Genomic DNA, 15767 nt, shown 5'->3' on the forward strand with positions numbered 1-15767 from the left:
CCCGCGATGAAAGTGATGGTGTTCCACATCGGCGTCGACCGCTACGCGCTGCCCCTCGCGGACGTGCTGCGCGTGGTGCCCGTGGCGAGCCTGAAAGCGCTGCCGGGCGCCCCCGATTTCGTGCGCGGCCTGCTCGACCTGCACGGGGAGGCGATTCCCGTCATCGACCTGTCGCGCCTGGCCGGCGCGCCGCCGGACGCCGTCCGCTACGACACCCGCATCCTGCTCGTCGACGTGCCCGCCGGCGGCCGGCGCCGCAGGCTGGGCCTGAAGGCCGAGCGCGTGATCGGCGTGGCCGACATCGACGGGCCGTTGGCCGATGCGGGTGTCGCCAGCGCGCCGTGGCTCGGCCAGGTCGCGGCCGGCACCGAAGGCATGCTGCAACTGGTCGACCCCGACCGCATGCTCGCGCCGGACGTCGAAGCGCTGCTGTTCGGCGCGGGAGAAGCCGCATGAACCTGACGTGCCGCCTGCGCGCCGCCACGGGACTGGACCTGGCGGTGGCCACCGTCGAGCGCGCGGTCCGCGAGCGCATGCGCGCGACGGGCGCGGACCTCGATTACGACCCGCACCCCGGCACGCCCGAATTCGATGCGCTCGTCGACCTCGTCGTCGTGCCGGAATCGTGGATCCTGCGCGACCCCGCCCAGTTCGACACGGCGCTGCGCTTCGTGCAGGCGCGCCTGGCGGCGCAGCCGGGCCGGCCCGTGCGCGTGCTGTCGGTGCCCTGCGCCGGCGGCGAGGAACCCTACACGCTGGCGATGCTGCTGGCGCGCGCCGGCATCGGGCCGGACGCGTGCCGCATCGACGCGTTCGACCTGTCGCACGAGGCCATCGCCCGCGCCCGCGCGGGCCACTACACGCGCAACGCGTTCCGCGGCGACGACCGCGGCCTGCGCGAACGCTTCTTCACGGACGACGGCGACGGCTGCGTGATCGGTGCCGAGCCACGGGCCTACGTCGCGTTCGACCAGGTCAACCTGTTCGACCTCGCCCCGCTGCGGACGGGTGCTTACGACCTCGTGTTCTGCCGCAACCTGCTGATCTATTTCGACGCGGCCCGGCAGGCGCGCGCGGCCGCGTGCCTCCTCGCGCTGCTGGCCGACGACGGCCTGCTGCTCGCGGGCCATGCCGAGGCGCCCGCGCTGTGCCGCCACGGCTTCGGCCCCGCGACGCCGCGCGCCACGTCGGCGCTGCGCAAGCAGGGCCGGCGCCGCGCACATGTCGTGCCCGCGGCCGTGCGCGCGGCGCTGCCGCCGGCGGCCCGGCCCGCCGCGCCGCGCCCGGCCGCACCGCCCGCTTTTGCGCCACCGGTTGCGAAGCCACCGGCCGCCCCGGCGCCGCGCGACCTGCTGGCCGACGCGCGGCGCCACGCGAACGCGGGCCGCCTGGCCGAGGCTGAGCAAAGCTGCCGCGCCGCCCTCGCGCTGCGCGCGGACGATGCCGAGGCGTGGTTCCTGCTGGGGCTCACGGCCGAATGCGCGGGCCGGACGCGGGAGGCCGAGCGCGACTGGCGGCGCTGCGTGTACCTGGCTCCGGACCACTACGAAGCCTTGTGCGCCCTGGCCCTGCTGCTCGAACAGCGGGGCGACGCGGGTGCCGGTGCCATCTTCAAGCGGCGCGCGGCGCGCGTGCACGCGCGGCGCGGGAGCACGACGGCATGAAGCACCTGCCCCTGCGCCCATGGAAGGACGACGCGTGCTGGCGCCGCATCGGCGTGGCCGGCGACCGCAGCTGCCCCGAACTGGCGCAATACGTCCACTGCCGCAACTGCACCGTGTACGCGGGCGCCGCGCAGCACAACCTGCAGCGCCCCGTCGAAGCCGACTACCGCGACGCCTGGGCACGCGAACTGGCCCGTCCTCTGCCCGCTCCGGCCCACACCGACGCCGCCGCGATGGCGTTCCGCGTCGGCGCCGAATGGCTGGCCGTGCCGCTGGCGCTGGCCGTGGAAGTGGCGCCGCTGGCGCCCGTGCACCGCCTGCCGCACCGCGACGGCGGCGCCCTGCTGGGCGTCGTCAACGTGGGCGGCCGCCTGCTGCCGGCCGTGTCGCTCGCGCGCCTGATGGGCGTCGACACGGACACTGCCACGCCGCCCGCCGGCCGCCACGCGTTCGCGCGCCTGCTCGTGCTGGCCCCCGCCGGACAGCGCATCGCGCTGCCGGTGGACGAGGTCCACGGCGTGCTGCGCCACGCGCAGCACGCGCTGCGTCCGCCCGCCGCCAACGTGGGACGCGCGCCGTCGCCCCTCGTCGCCGGCATCATCGCCGACGGCGCGCTGGAAGCGGCACTGCTCGACACGGCGCGGCTGGCGGCGCAACTGGAGGGCCTGCTGCGATGAGCATGGACGACGAGGACCTGAGCGGCTATTCGATGCTGGACCTGTTCCGCATGGAGACGCGCGAACAGATGCGCGTACTGACGGACGGCCTGCTGCAGCTCGAACAGGGGACGGCCGACGCCGCGATGCTCGAGGCGATGATGCGGGCAGCCCATTCGGTCAAGGGCGCCGCCGTGATCGTCGGGCTCGATCCGGCGGTGCGTCTCGCGCACGCGATGGAGGACGTGCTGGTCGCCGCCCAGGAAGGCCGCGCGCGGCTGGACGCGGACGGCGTCGACGTGCTGCTCGGCGCCGTCGACCTGCTGCAGGAACTGGCGCTGACGTCCGAGCCGGGCAAGCGCACGCCGCATGCCAACCGCCTGGCGCGGACGCTGACGATGCTGCGGGCGCTGCTCGATCGGGACGCGACGGCGCCGGCCGCCCCGGCCGCGCCCGAACCGGCGCCCGCCACGGACCCCACTCCCGCACCGGAACCTGCCATCGCACTGGAATCGGTCATCGCCCCCGAACCTGTCCCCGAGCCGGAACCCGCGCCGCCAGCGCCGGCACGGGAAGCTGCCCCGCCACCGCCCGCGCCCGCGGCACCCGACGGCGGCGGCGACCTGCTGACCCTGGCCGGGCAGGCACGCCTGCAGGCGGGCCAGCTGCGGCCGTGGATCGCCGGGCTGCAGCGCTACAAGCGCTACCAGCACGGCGTGTTCGACGCGCTGGAGCGGCTGCAGGACGCCATCCGCACGACGGGCGATCCGCACCTGGCCGAACTGGCGCAGCGCGTCGCCGACCGGGCCGCCCCGTTGCGCGACACGCTGCTGCAGACGATCGAGGGTGCCGAGCACTACGAGCGCCGGGCGCTGTCCGTGTCCGCACGCCTCGCGGACGAAGTGCTGGCGCTGTCGATGTGCCGCTTCGCGGACGGCGTGCGCGGCCTGCCGCGGATGGTGCGCGACCTGGCGCGCGGCCTCGGCAAGGACGTGCGCGTGGAGATCGACGGGGACGCCACTCTCGTCGACCGCGCCGTGCTGGCGCGCATGGACGCGCCGCTGAACCAGCTGCTGCGCAACGCCGTCGACCACGGCATCGAGCTGCCTGCCGAGCGCACGGCCGCCGGCAAGCCCGCGCACGGCACGATCCGCCTGGAAGCACGGCACCGTGGCGGCATGCTGTCGCTCGTCGTCGAGGACGACGGCCGCGGGGTCGATCCGGAGCGCATCCGCGCGGCCGCCGTGCGGCGCCAGATCGCCGCGCCCGCGTTCGCGCCCGCGCTGTCGCAAGCGGAGCTGATGGAATTCCTGTTCCTGCCCGGCTTTTCTCTGAAGGACAGCGCCACCGAATTGTCCGGCCGCGGCGTCGGCCTGGACGTCGTGCACGACACGGTGCGCGCGCTGAACGGCACGGTACGCGCGGAATCGGCGCCGGGCGCAGGCTTCCGCACCGTGATCACGCTGCCGCTCACGCAATCGATCGTGCGCGCCCTCGTCGTGGACGTGGCCGGCGAAGCGTACGCGCTGCCGATCGCGCGCGTGGAACGCGTGCTGCGGGTGCCGGCGACCGCCGTGCTCACGCTGCAGGGGCGCCAGTACGTCAAGACGGGCGCGGATGGCGAGGATAGCGAGGAACTGGGCATCGTCGCCGCGAGCCAGGTACTGGGCCTGGGCGAGGCCGTCGCCGGCACGGACTTGGCCCTCGTCGCGATCGGCACGGGCCGCGAGCGCTACGGCCTCGCCGTCGACGCCGTGCACGGCGAACAAAGCCTGACGGTGCAGCCGCTCGAGCCCACGTTCGGCAAGCTGCGCGACGTGGCCGCCGGGGCGTTGCTCGACGACGGCACGCCGGTGCTGATCCTGGACGTGCCCGACCTGCTGCAATCCATCGCGCGCCTGCTCGGCACGGGGGCCGCGCTGCGCCTGGCGCCCGGCGCGCCGGCGGCCGCGAGCGCGCGCCGCGTGCTCGTCGTCGACGATTCGCTCACCGTGCGCGAGATGCAGCGCAAGCTGCTGGCGGGGCGCGGCTACCGCGTCGACGTGGCGCTCGACGGCGAAGACGGCTGGAACCAGTTGCGCGCGGCCGACTACGACCTCGTGATCACGGACATCGACATGCCGCGGCTGGACGGCATCGGCCTCCTGGAACGCATCCGGCGCGACCCGCGCCTGCACCGGCTCCCGGTGATGATCGTGTCGTACAAGGACCGCCCGGAAGACCGCGCGCGCGGCCTGGAGGCGGGTGCGGACTACTATCTGGCCAAAGGCGCGTTCCACGACGCCACACTGCTCGACGCCGTGCGCGACCTGGTCGGCGCGGCCCACGGGGAAGGAACGCCATGAGGATCGGCATCGCCAACGACAGTCCGACCGCGTCCGAGGCGCTGCGGCGCGCGCTCGCGGGCAGCGAGCACCAGGTCGCTTGGGTGGCGCGCACGGGCGCCGACGCCGTGCGCCTGTGCCGCGACCTGCCGCCCGACCTCGTGCTGATGGACCTCGCCATGCCCGTGATGGACGGCGTCGAGGCCACGCGCAACATCATGCGCGAGGCGCCGTGCGCGATCCTCGTCGTCACGGCGGCGCCGCAGGACAACGTGGGCCAGGTGTTCCGCGCGCTCGGCGCCGGCGCCCTCGACGTGACGGCGACGCCCGTGCTGCTCGGCCGGCCCGGCGGCGAGGCCGCGCTGCTGGCGAAGATCCGCACGATCGCCAAGCTGATCGCGGCGACACCCGCCGCACCCGCTGCCGTGGCGGGTCCGCCGCCCGACAACGGGTCCGGCGTCGCGCGCCTCGTCGCGATCGGCGCGTCCACCGGCGGCCCCAACGCGCTGGCGCGGCTGCTCGCGCGCTGGCGGCCGCCGCCCGACACCGCGGCCGTCGTCGTCCAGCACATCGACCCCGCGTTCGCCCTCCAGCTGGCGCGCTGGCTGCACGAACAGGCCGGCGTGCCCGTGCGGCCGATCGCCGGCGGCGACGCGGTCGAGGGCGGCATCGTGCAGGTGGCCGCCAGCGACGACCACCTGCGCCTCACGGCGCGCCACAAGCTCGTCTACGATGTCGATCCCCGCGACGAGGTGTACCGGCCGTCGGTCGACGTGTTCTTCCACTCGGTGGCCCGGCACTGGGAACGCGCCGCCACCGGCGTCCTCCTGACGGGCATGGGCCGCGACGGCGCGGCCGGGCTGCTCGCCATGCGCGACGCGGGCCACGCGACGATCGCCCAGGACGAGGCCAGCAGCGCCGTGTACGGCATGCCGCGCGCGGCGGCGGAACTGGGCGCGGCCGAAAAGATTTTACCCATCGACAATATCGCGGCCGCATTGCGGTAGAATGGCGCCCCGTCGTCAATACGCCCTTTCCCCGTTCGATCCGATGTCCGCAGCCAGCCCGATCCCCGCCGTCACGCGCGACGCCGACGACACGATGCGCGTCCTGCTGGTCGACGACCAGCTCATCATCGTCGAGGCCGTCCGCCGCATGCTGGCCGGCCATCGCGACATCGAATTCCATTACGTGACCGACCCGCGCGCCGCACGCGCGGCCGCGCTGCGCCTGCGGCCGACGGTGATCCTGCAGGACCTCGTCATGCAGGGCGACGACGGCTTCGAGCTGATCCGATCCTACATGCGGGACGATATCTTGCGCGACGTGCCCGTGATCGTGCTGTCGACCAAGGATGAAGCGAAGCTGAAGGCGCACGCGTTCGCCGTCGGCGCGCACGACTACCTCGTCAAGCTGCCGGACGCGCTGGAACTGGTGGCACGCATCCGCCACCATTCGGACGGCTACATCAGCCGCCTGCAGCGCGACGCCGCATGGCGCTCGCTGCGCGCCAGCCAGGAAGAACTGGCGCGGGCCAACGAGGAATTGCGCCGGCTGGCCGCGCTGGACGGGCTGACCGGTATCGCCAACCGCCGCCGCTTCGACGAAGCGCTGCAGGCGGAATGGCAGCGGGGCCGGCGCAACGGGTCGCCGCTCGCGCTGCTGCTGTGCGACGTCGACCATTTCAAGCTGTACAACGACGGTCTCGGCCACCCTGCCGGCGACCTGTGTCTCAAGAAGACGGCCGCCGTTCTGACGGGCCAGCTGAAACGCCCGGCCGACCTCGCGGCGCGCTACGGCGGCGAGGAATTCGCGCTGCTGCTGCCGGACACCGACCTGGCCGGCGCCCTGCGCGTGGCCGAAGCATGCCGCGCCGGCCTCGCGCAACTGGCACTGCCGCATCCCGGCGCGCCTTGTGGCTTCGTCACGATGTCGCTGGGCGTCGCGTGCATGCAGCCGGGCGGGGACGCCACCTTTGATGTCCTCGTCGCCCGCGCCGACGCCGCGCTGTACGCCGCCAAGCGCGGCGGCCGCGACCGCGTCAGCCCCGCTGCCTGACCGTCACACCAGCACGGGTTCCGGCTCCAGCCGCACGCCGAAGCGCGCCTCGACGTCGTCCTGGATGGCGCGTGCCAGCGCCAGGATCTCGGCGCCCGTCGCACCGCCATTGTTGACCAGCACGAGCGCCTGCTTCGGATACACGCCGGCGCGACCGAGGTTCCTGCCCTTCCAGCCGCAGCGGTCGATCAGCCAGCCGGCCGCCAGTTTTTCGCTGCCGTCCGGCTGGGCGTGGTGCACGAGGTCGGGCCACGTGTCCAGCAGGCGCACGCAGTGCTCGCGCGGCACGACGGGGTTCTTGAAGAAGCTGCCCGCGTTGCCGATCTCGGCGGGATCGGGCAGCTTGCGCCGCCGGATCGCGATCACGGCGTCCGCCACCTGGCGCGGCGTCGGCACGGCGATTCCCTGCACGGCCTGCGCCAGTTCCGCGTAGCGCAGGTTCGGCGTCCACGCGCGCGGCAGCGCGAACGTCACGTCCAGCACGACGAGCGAGGCGCCCTCCGGGTGCTTGAACACGCTGTCGCGGTAGCCGAAGCGGCACGCGGCCGCGTCCATCGTACGCGTCGTGCCGTCGGCGAAGTCGAACACGGTCAGCGCATGAAAACAGTCCTTCACCTCGGCCCCGTACGCGCCGATGTTCTGGATCGGGGACGCACCCACGGTGCCCGGGATCAGCGCCATGTTCTCCAGGCCGCCGAGGCCTTGCGCCAACGTCCATTCGACGAACGCATGCCAGTTCTCGCCCGCGCGGGCACGTACGAGGACGGCGTCGTCCGTCGTGCCGACGATCTCCTTGCCGGCCAGTGCCATGTGCAGCACGAGCGCTTCCACTTCGTCATGCGCGATCAGCAAATTGCTGCCGCCGCCGAGCACGAGCCGCGGCAGCGCCGCCAGCGCGGGGTCGGCCGCGACGGCGGCCAGGTGGCCCGGATCCGTCACGCGCACGTAGCGCCTGGCGCGCGCGGGAATGCGGAACGTGTTGAAGGCAGCGAGGGAAACGTCGTGTGAAAGAGGCAGGTCGGCGGGCATGGCTGGGATGGGTAGTGTTTGGCGCATTATAGTGGGCGGCGCGTTGTTGGTTACAATATCGGCATTCACTACTGTGCAACAGAAAAAGGAAAAAGAAGATGCCATCGTTTGATGTGGTCTGCGAAGCAGACATGGTCGAAGTCAAGAACGCCGTCGAGCAGTCCGACAAGGAAATCGGCACGCGCTTCGACTTCAAGGGCAGCTCCGCCAAGGTCGAGCAGAAGGAACGCGAGATCACCGTCTTCGGCGATTCCGACTTCCAGCTCGGCCAGGTGCGCGACGTGCTGTTGAACAAGATGACCAAGCGTAAGGTCGACGTGCGCTTCCTCGACGAGGGCAAGATCGAGAAGATCGGCGGCGACAAGGTCAAGCAGGTGCTCAAGGTGCGCAACGGCATCGAGACGGAAAACGCGAAGAAGATCACGAAGCTCGTGAAGGAAAGCAAGCTGAAGGTGCAGGCGTCGATCCAGGGCGAGACCGTGCGCGTGACCGGCAAGGACCGCGACACGTTGCAGGAAGCCATCGCACTGCTGCGCAAGGACGTCAAGGACCTGCCGCTCGAATTCAACAACTTCCGCGACTGATCCTCGCGGCCACCGTCGCGTTGCCGCACGACCGTGCGGCAAATGGTGCTCTCGGTGTGACCCCTCCTGCTGTAAAATGCGGGTGCGCAGACACGCCGGCCAACCGGCGGGGTCGCACGACAGAGAGAGAACAAGATCGTCCAGGGGCGCGCCCCCGGTAGTTAAGGATAACAATGAAACGTGTTGATGATTTCCGCTTGCGTTTGGGTGACAAGGAATACGTGCCCATCATGATCGGCGGAATGGGTGTGGACATTTCCACTTCGGAACTGGCGCTGGAAGCGGCCCGGCTGGGCGGCATTGGCCACATTTCCGATGCGATGGTGCCGGACGTGTCGGACCGCAAGTTCGACACCAGCTTCGTCAAGGACAAGACCAAGCTCTACAAGTTCAACATCAACAACATGGACAAGTCCGTCGTCCAGTTCGACCTCGAGCGACTGGCCGAGGCGACGCGCCTGCACGTGGGCGCCACGATGGCGGCGAAGAAAGGCGATGGCCTGATCTTCGTGAACTGCATGGAAAAGCTGACGATGAATGCGCCGAAGGAAACGCTGCGCACCCGTCTGTCGGCGGCGCTGGACGCGGGCATCGACGGCATCACGATGTCGGCCGGCCTGCACCTGGGCTCGTTCGAACTCATCAAGGACCATCCCCGCTTCCGTGAGGCCAAGCTGGGCATCATCGTGTCGTCCGTGCGCGCGCTGCAACTGTTCCTGCGCAAGGTATCGCGCCTGAACCGCAACCCCGACTACATCATCGTCGAAGGCCCGCTGGCCGGCGGCCACCTGGGCTTTGGCATGGAAGACTGGAAAGACTACGACCTGCACACGATCATGGACGAGATCCATGCGTACCTGAAGGCCGAGCAGCTCGACATTCCGCTGATCGCCGCGGGCGGCATCTTCACGGGTAGCGATGCCGTGGGCTTCCTGGAAAAAGGCGCGGGCGGCGTGCAGGTGGCGACCCGGTTCACGGTGACGCACGAATGCGGCCTCCCGGATACCGTCAAGCAGGAATACTTCCGCGCCAGCGAAGAAGACATCATCGTCAACGGCGTGTCGCCGACGGGCTATCCGATGCGGATGCTGAAGCAGACGCCCGCGATCGGCTCCGGCATCCGTCCCGGCTGCGAATCGTATGGCTATCTGCTGGACGCGACGGGCAACTGCGCCTACATCAATTCGTACAACCGCGAGGTGCAGGCGAACCCGGGCCAAAAGAATATCCAGGTCTTCGACAAGACGTGTCTGTGCACGCACATGCGCAATTTCAATTGCTGGACGTGCGGCTCGACGACGTACCGCCTGAAGGACACGACGCACAAGCTGTCCGACGGGACTTACCAGATTCTGTCCGCCGAACATGTGTTCAAGGATTATCAGTTCAGCGTGGACAACCAGGTCGCACTGCCGCCGCGCCAGGAGGCGGCGGCCTGACGGGCCCACGGCTTCGACTCCACACGGCGTGCTTCGGCGCGCCGTTTTCGTTTCGCGTTGTCGTTTCGCGTTTTTGTTCGGTAGCGCGTGCGGAACGGAAGCCAGGTTCGCCTGTCCAATGCGTGTCGACCGCGAAAGCAGGAGCGCAGCATGTCCGATTCCGAACCGCCGAGCCGCTGCATTTTCCTGACGGACGACACCGGCACCGTCCAGGCCTGGAACGAGCCCTGTGCGGCATTGTTTGCCTTGCCGGCGGAACAGATCCTCGGCCGTCCCATCACGACGCTGTTCACCCCGGCCGGACGCGACGTCTGGGGCGCCGGCTGGGGCGCCCTCACCTGCCGGCCCGACGGGGCCGAGCTGCGCGTCGACCTCCACTGCGCGGGCGGCCGCGTGCGCGAAGGCACGCTGACCCTCGCGCCCCTGCTGGACGCCGACGGCACGCAGCACGGCTGCGCGGTCGCCGTCGCCACCGGGCGCGACCGCGGCGGGACGGAAGCGGAGCGCGTGGCACGCACGCCGCTGTCGGCCATCGTCGACATGTTGCCCGGCACGTTTTACGCGATCAACCGTGAAGGCCGCTTCGTGCTGTGGAACCGCAACCTGGAACGGGTGACGGAACTGACGCCCGACGAGCTGGGCGCCACCCGTGCGCTCGACCTGATCGAACTGGAGGAACGGCCGGCCGTCGCCGCCGCGATGGACGACATCTTCTCGCACGGCCATGAAACGCGGTTCGAAGTGGACTACGTGTCGCGCAGCGGACGCGAGATCCCCATGCTGTTGTGCGGCACGCGGCTGCGCTGCTACGGCGGCGACTATCTGTTCGGCATGGGCGTCGACATCAGCGACAGGCGCGACAGCGAGCAGCGCCTGCGCCTGCGCGAGCGCGCACTGCATGCGACCAGCAACGGCATCGTGATCGCGCGGCTGGACCACGAACAGAGCGTCATCGAATACGTGAACCCCGCGTTCGAACGCATCACGGGCTATGCCGAACAGGAAGTGCTCGGCAAGGAACCGGGCTTCATGGCCGCGCCCGGCATGGACCTCGCGGAACGGGCGCAGCTGCGCGCAGCGATCGCCGCGCGCATGGGCTGCAGCGTCGTGCTGCGCAACCTGCGCAAGAACGGCGAACTGTTCTGGAACGATCTCGCCATCACGCCCGTGCAGGACGAGCACGGCGACGTCACGCACTACATCGGCGTCATCACCGACGTGACGGCCACCAAGCTGCGTACGGCGCACCTGGAACACGAGGTCAACCACGACCCGCTGACGGGCCTGGCCAACCGAAACCTCCTGTGGGACCGGCTGGAACAGGCGGTGCACCTCGCGCAGCGCCACAAGGCGCTTGTCGCCACCGTCCTCATCGACCTCGACAACTTCAAGACCATCAACGACACCTTCGGCCACGAGGCGGGCGACGTCGTGCTGAAGGTCGTCGCGCGCCGCCTGCAGGCGTCCGTGCGCGACAGCGACACGGTGGCGCGCATGTCCGGCGACGAGTTCGTGCTCGTCCTCGCCAACCAGCCGTCGCTGCGCTTCACGTTGCGCATGGTCGAACGCCTGCGCGAGAGCTTCGCGATTCCCGTCGCGTTCAACAACCGCGAAATTCCCGTCGGCGCCAGCGTCGGCGTGTCGCTGTACCCGCACGATGGCGCCACGGCGGCGGAACTCGTGCGCGCGGCCGACCTCGCGATGTACCACGGCAAGGGCAGCGGCCGCAACGACGTGCATTTCTTCTCGGCCGACATGAAGTCGACGACGGAGGCCAAGCACCGCATCGAACTGGCGCTGCGCGACGCGCTCGACCGCGACGAGCTGTTCCTGCTGTACCAGCCCCGCGTCACGTTCGCCGACAACCGGGTCGCCGGCTTCGAGGCCCTGCTGCGCTGGCGCCATCCCGAACAGGGCGTGCTGGTCCCGGCCCGCTTCCTCGCGGAGGCCGAGGAAAGCGGCGTGATCGTGCCGATCGGCCAGCGCGTGCTCGACCAGGCCTGCGCGTTCGCCGCCCAGCTGCGCGCGGCGGGCTTCGGCGACGTGCCCGTCACGGTGAACGTATCGCACCGCGAATACAGCCAGCCCGGCTTCGTCGCCTGCTTGGCCGACCGCCTGACGCGTCACCGGCTGCCGCCGCGCAGCCTCCAGCTCGACCTGCGCATCGACGGCTTGATCCGCAATCCGTCGCTCGGGCAGGAATTGGCCGGCCAACTCCGCACGCTGGGCGTCGACCTGTCCGTCGACGACTTCGGCGCCGGCCTGTGCGACCTCGGCTTCCTGCAGCAGCTGGCGGCCAGCCAGGTCAAGCTGGCGTCCGGCACCGTGCAGGCGCTGGACGAAGGCGGCCAGGGCGTGGCCAAGAGCCTGATCGACATCGGCCACAACCTGAACATGGCCGTGGTGGCCGAGGCCGTCGAGACGCAGCCCCAGCTGGACTTCCTCGCATCGAACGGTTGCGACCAGTTCCAGGGGGCATGGTTCAGCGAGCCGCTGGCCGCGGAGGCGGCGCAGCGCATGCTGGAGGAACAATTGCCGGCGTGATCAACCCTCGCTCGTGATGCGCTGGATGAGCGCGCCCAGCACGTCCTCGGCCATGTCGTTGGAGACCTGGCACGTGCCCGCATTCTCGTGCCCGCCCCCGCCGTATTCCAGCATCAGCGCGCCGATGTTCGTGTTCGACGTGCGGTTGAGAATCGACTTGCCCGTCGCGAACACCGTGTTCTGGTTCTTGAGGCCCCACAACACGTGGATCGAGATGTTCGTCTCGGGGAACAGCGCGTAGACGATGAAGCGATTGCCCGCATAGATCACGGGTTCGTCGCGCAGGTCGAGGACGACGAGGTTGCCGTGTACTTGCGCGCAGCGCTTGATCTGCGCCTTGCACAACTCGCTGTGCTCGAAGTACAGCCGGGTGCGCTCCTGCACGTCCGGCAGCGCCATGATCTGGTCGATCGTGTGGTTCCGGCAGTAATCGATCAAGTCCATCATGAGCTGGTAGTTCGAGATGCGGAAATCGTGGAAGCGCCCCAGCCCCGTGCGCGCGTCCATCAGGAAATTCAGCAGGTTCCACCCGGTCGGATCGAGCACCTCCTCGCGCGTGAAACGGGCCGCGTCGCCTTTGTCGACGGCGTCCATCATGTCGCGCCACGCGGCCGGGAACGAACGCGTGGCGCCGTAATGCTCGTAGACGACGCGCGCGGCGGACGGCGCCTTCGCGTCGATGACATGGTTGTCGCGCCGCCCCGTATTGCGGAGCGTTTCCGACGAGTGGTGGTCAAATGCGAGGTGCGCGCCGGCGACGTACGGCAGGTTCGTCGTGATGTCGCGCGCGGTGATGGCGATCTTGCCATCCTGCATATCCTTCGGGTGGACGAACAGGATCTCGTCGATCAAGTCCAGGTGCTTCAGGAGGACGGCGCACACGAGGCCGTCGAAATCGCTGCGGGTGACGAGGCGGTAACGCTTGGGAACGGCAGACATCGGCAAACCCCTTTCATGTCGACAATGAAGCATGGGCTGGCGCAGGCAGGAGGGCGTTCATCATACCGCGCAATATTGCCGATTAACAGTTTTTCTACATGTCATTACGGCGTCATCAACCTGTGCATTCCAGGACGGGAATCCTGCAGGCTGTCGCAAAACGGTGGCGGCGCGCAGACCGGGAAACTAAGCTTTCATTATTCCAACAGTGGCCGGCCACTGTATGAGCGGTTACACTCGCCGCATCCTTGATAAAGACGAGTTTCATGCAAACACGGCGTTCTACCCAGCAAGCTTTTTCGACCACCCTGTCGTCGCTGCACCGCGGCTTCGATGCCGTCGCGACGTGGGTCACGCATTTGTCGTGGTGGAAGTTTTTCCTGTTCGCCGCACTGATGCTCGTCGCCGGTCAGATTTTGCAGGACGAATTGTTTTCCGGCGGCGAGGAAGAGATCGCACGCACGGAACGCAAGCCGCGCAAGCCCGAGCCTACCGTCACGATCGACGACAGCGGCATCCACATCAATCCGGGCAAGAACAGCCGCGGCGCGATCACGATCAATCCCGAGGTCGAGGCCGCCAAGGCCGAGGCGGCGGCGAACGCGGCCGCCGGCAAGGCCGACACCGCACAAGCGAAGGCCGATGCAGCGGAAGCGGCGGCCGACGAGGCAGATCAAAAGGCCGACGCCGCCGATGCCGTCCCCGCCGCGCCACCGGCACCGCCCGCCCCGCCCGCGCCCGCCGCCAAGGGTGCCCATCCCGTCACGAAGACGATCCGCGGTGCCAACGGCGAGGAAGTCCACATCGACCTGCCGCCGCAAATTGGCGAGGAATTGTCCAACGCCATCGAAGCGGCCGTCGACGACGCGGCCGAAGCGAAGGCGCGCAGCTACCACAAGCAGGCATCGACGTGGTTCACGAGCTTCGTCTGGCTGCTGATCCTTGCGCTGTTCGGCACGAAGGCCCTCGTGGGCGGCAAGAAGCGCGCCGAAGCCGAGATGCAATCGGCCACGGCCGCCGCGGAGCGCGAGTCGATGCAGCGCCAGCTGTCCGAAGCGAAGATGCAGGCCATGCAGGCGCAAGTCGAGCCGCACTTCCTGTTCAACACGCTCGCTTCCGTCGAACATTTGATCGAGACGAATCCCCCGCGCGCATCCGCGATGCAGCGCACGTTGATCCAGTACTTGCGCGCCGTGCTGCCGCAAATGCGCGACAACAACCTCGTCACGAACCTGGGGCGCGAAGTCGACATGGTCAAATCCTACCTCGACCTGCTCAAGATGCGCATGGAAGAACGGCTGACCGTCGAGCTGCAGGTGCCGGAAGGCCTGCGCAGCGCCGCGTTTCCCCCGATGATGCTGCAGTCGATGGTCGAGAACGCGATCAAGCACGGCCTCGAATGCAAGCCGGAGGGCGGGCACCTGGCCGTCACGGCGGAAGTCGTCGACAGCAAGCTGCGGGTGACGGTGGCGGACGACGGCGTCGGCTTCGGCGTCATGCCCAGCAAGGGGACGGGTCTCGGCCTGTCGAACATCCGCGAGCGGCTGAAACTGCTGCATGGCGAGGCGGGCCAGTTGCACATCGCGGCGAACAGCCCCAGCGGTGTAATCGCTACCATCGAGGTACCCTACCAGCTTGCGCCCAAGTAGGCATGCCGGGTATTGCTTGTCCCGACAATTCGTTGAATAATCGACATTCCTTGACTGCCCCGACCTGACCATGCCAACCGCTATCATTGCCGATGACGAAAGACTGATGCGCGACCTGCTGCGCACCCGATTGTCCCAGGTGTGGCCTGACCTCACGATCGTCGGCGAGGCGAAGAATGGCGACGAGGCCGTGCAACTGGTCGACGAACTGAAGCCCGACCTCACGTTCCTCGACATCCGCATGCCGGGCAAGACGGGCATGGAAGCGGCGCGCGACATCGGCGACGCGAGCCAGGTCGTGTTCGTCACCGCGTACGACCAGTACGCCGTCGAAGCGTTCGAGCGCGGCGCCATCGACTACGTGCTGAAACCGCCCGAGCCTGAGCGCCTGAAGATCACCGTCGAGCGCCTGAAGGAGCGCCTGGCGACGCCGGCGCAGGCGGCCACCGCGGCCGTCAACGTCAGCGACACGGTCACCGCGATGCTGTCGCAGCTCGCGGAAAAGATCGCCGCGCCGAAACCCAAATACCTGCAGTGGATCCAGGCAAGCATCGGCCAGGACCTGCGCATGATCCCCGTCGAGGAAATCCTGTTCTTCCGGTCGGACGAAAAATACACGTGCGTCCAGACCGAGAAATTCGAAGCGCTGATCCGCAAGCCCGTGCGCGACCTGGCGGACGAGCTCGATCCGTCGCTGTTCTGGCAGATTCACCGCGCCACGCTCGTCAATGTCAATGCCATCGAAGGCGTGACGCGCGACATTCGCGGCCGTCACCTCGTCCTGATCAAGGGCCGCCCGGAAAAACTCGAAGTCAGCCGCAGCTTCCTGCACCTCTTCAAGCAGATGTAAGTCAAGCCGGCGGTTTGCATGGCGGGTAAGG

The 15767-nt window shown here is 69.1% G+C and carries 13 protein-coding genes; 11 read left to right on the plus strand and 2 right to left on the minus strand.

What is annotated here, in order from left to right; genetic code table 11:
- Nucleotides 1-6 precede the first annotated feature (6 nt).
- The 6 genes from NX784_RS19125 to NX784_RS19150 are packed head-to-tail and all read left to right on the plus strand — an operon-like array spanning nt 7 to nt 6702.
- Nucleotides 7-456, plus strand: coding sequence for a chemotaxis protein CheW (locus NX784_RS19125; RefSeq protein WP_258818286.1), 450 nt, complete (start codon nt 7-9; stop codon nt 454-456).
- A complete protein-coding gene (locus NX784_RS19130; RefSeq protein WP_258818287.1) occupies nt 453-1664 on the plus strand; it encodes a CheR family methyltransferase in 1212 nt (403 codons plus the stop codon). The genes NX784_RS19125 and NX784_RS19130 overlap by 4 nt, the downstream gene beginning before the upstream one ends.
- Nucleotides 1661-2341 carry a chemotaxis protein CheW gene (locus tag NX784_RS19135; RefSeq protein WP_258818288.1) on the plus strand — a complete coding sequence of 227 codons (681 nt, stop codon included), beginning with the start codon at nt 1661-1663 and terminating at the stop codon, nt 2339-2341. The genes NX784_RS19130 and NX784_RS19135 overlap by 4 nt, the downstream gene beginning before the upstream one ends.
- Nucleotides 2338-4665: a hybrid sensor histidine kinase/response regulator gene (locus NX784_RS19140; RefSeq protein WP_258818289.1), complete on the plus strand. Its 2328-nt coding sequence runs from the start codon at nt 2338-2340 to the stop codon at nt 4663-4665. Before NX784_RS19135 ends, NX784_RS19140 begins: the two co-directional genes overlap by 4 nt.
- Nucleotides 4662-5651: a chemotaxis-specific protein-glutamate methyltransferase CheB gene (gene cheB, locus NX784_RS19145; RefSeq protein ID WP_258818290.1), complete on the plus strand. Its 990-nt coding sequence runs from the start codon at nt 4662-4664 to the stop codon at nt 5649-5651. The genes NX784_RS19140 and cheB overlap by 4 nt, the downstream gene beginning before the upstream one ends.
- A 43-nt stretch (nt 5652-5694) precedes the next feature.
- Nucleotides 5695-6702 (plus strand): GGDEF domain-containing response regulator, encoded by a 1008-nt coding sequence (locus NX784_RS19150; protein WP_258818291.1) that lies wholly within the window; start codon nt 5695-5697, stop codon nt 6700-6702.
- A 3-nt stretch (nt 6703-6705) separates the two neighbouring features.
- On the opposite strand, the gene murB is transcribed toward NX784_RS19150, so the two are convergent.
- Nucleotides 6706-7731: a UDP-N-acetylmuramate dehydrogenase gene (murB, locus tag NX784_RS19155; protein ID WP_258818292.1), complete on the minus strand. Its 1026-nt coding sequence runs from the start codon at nt 7729-7731 to the stop codon at nt 6706-6708.
- Nucleotides 7732-7829: 98 nt separating this feature from the next.
- On the opposite strand from murB, the gene NX784_RS19160 reads away from it, so the two are divergent.
- From NX784_RS19160 to NX784_RS19170, 3 genes are all read left to right on the plus strand, one after another.
- Nucleotides 7830-8315: a YajQ family cyclic di-GMP-binding protein gene (locus tag NX784_RS19160; RefSeq protein ID WP_258818293.1), complete on the plus strand. Its 486-nt coding sequence runs from the start codon at nt 7830-7832 to the stop codon at nt 8313-8315.
- A 173-nt stretch (nt 8316-8488) separates the two neighbouring features.
- Nucleotides 8489-9754 carry a nitronate monooxygenase gene (locus NX784_RS19165; protein WP_258818294.1) on the plus strand — a complete coding sequence of 422 codons (1266 nt, stop codon included), beginning with the start codon at nt 8489-8491 and terminating at the stop codon, nt 9752-9754.
- 150 nt (nt 9755-9904) lie between these two features.
- Entirely contained in the window at nt 9905-12298 is a 2394-nt protein-coding gene (locus NX784_RS19170; RefSeq protein ID WP_258818295.1) for a sensor domain-containing protein, read from the plus strand.
- Here NX784_RS19170 and NX784_RS19175 read toward each other — a convergent pair whose 3' ends face one another.
- Complete coding sequence (locus NX784_RS19175; protein WP_258818296.1) at nt 12299-13237, minus strand: exopolyphosphatase; 939 nt, start codon at nt 13235-13237, stop codon at nt 12299-12301.
- A gap of 266 nt (nt 13238-13503) precedes the next feature.
- Here NX784_RS19175 and NX784_RS19180 point away from each other — a divergent pair, with 266 nt between their 5' ends.
- Complete coding sequence (locus NX784_RS19180) at nt 13504-14886, plus strand: sensor histidine kinase (RefSeq protein ID WP_258818297.1); 1383 nt, start codon at nt 13504-13506, stop codon at nt 14884-14886.
- 70 nt (nt 14887-14956) lie between these two features.
- Complete coding sequence (locus NX784_RS19185) at nt 14957-15736, plus strand: LytR/AlgR family response regulator transcription factor (protein ID WP_258818298.1); 780 nt, start codon at nt 14957-14959, stop codon at nt 15734-15736.
- The last annotated feature ends 31 nt before the right edge of the window (nt 15737-15767 follow it).

This window comes from Massilia pinisoli, assembly GCF_024753285.1.
Lineage (GTDB): Bacteria > Pseudomonadota > Gammaproteobacteria > Burkholderiales > Burkholderiaceae_D > Telluria > Telluria pinisoli.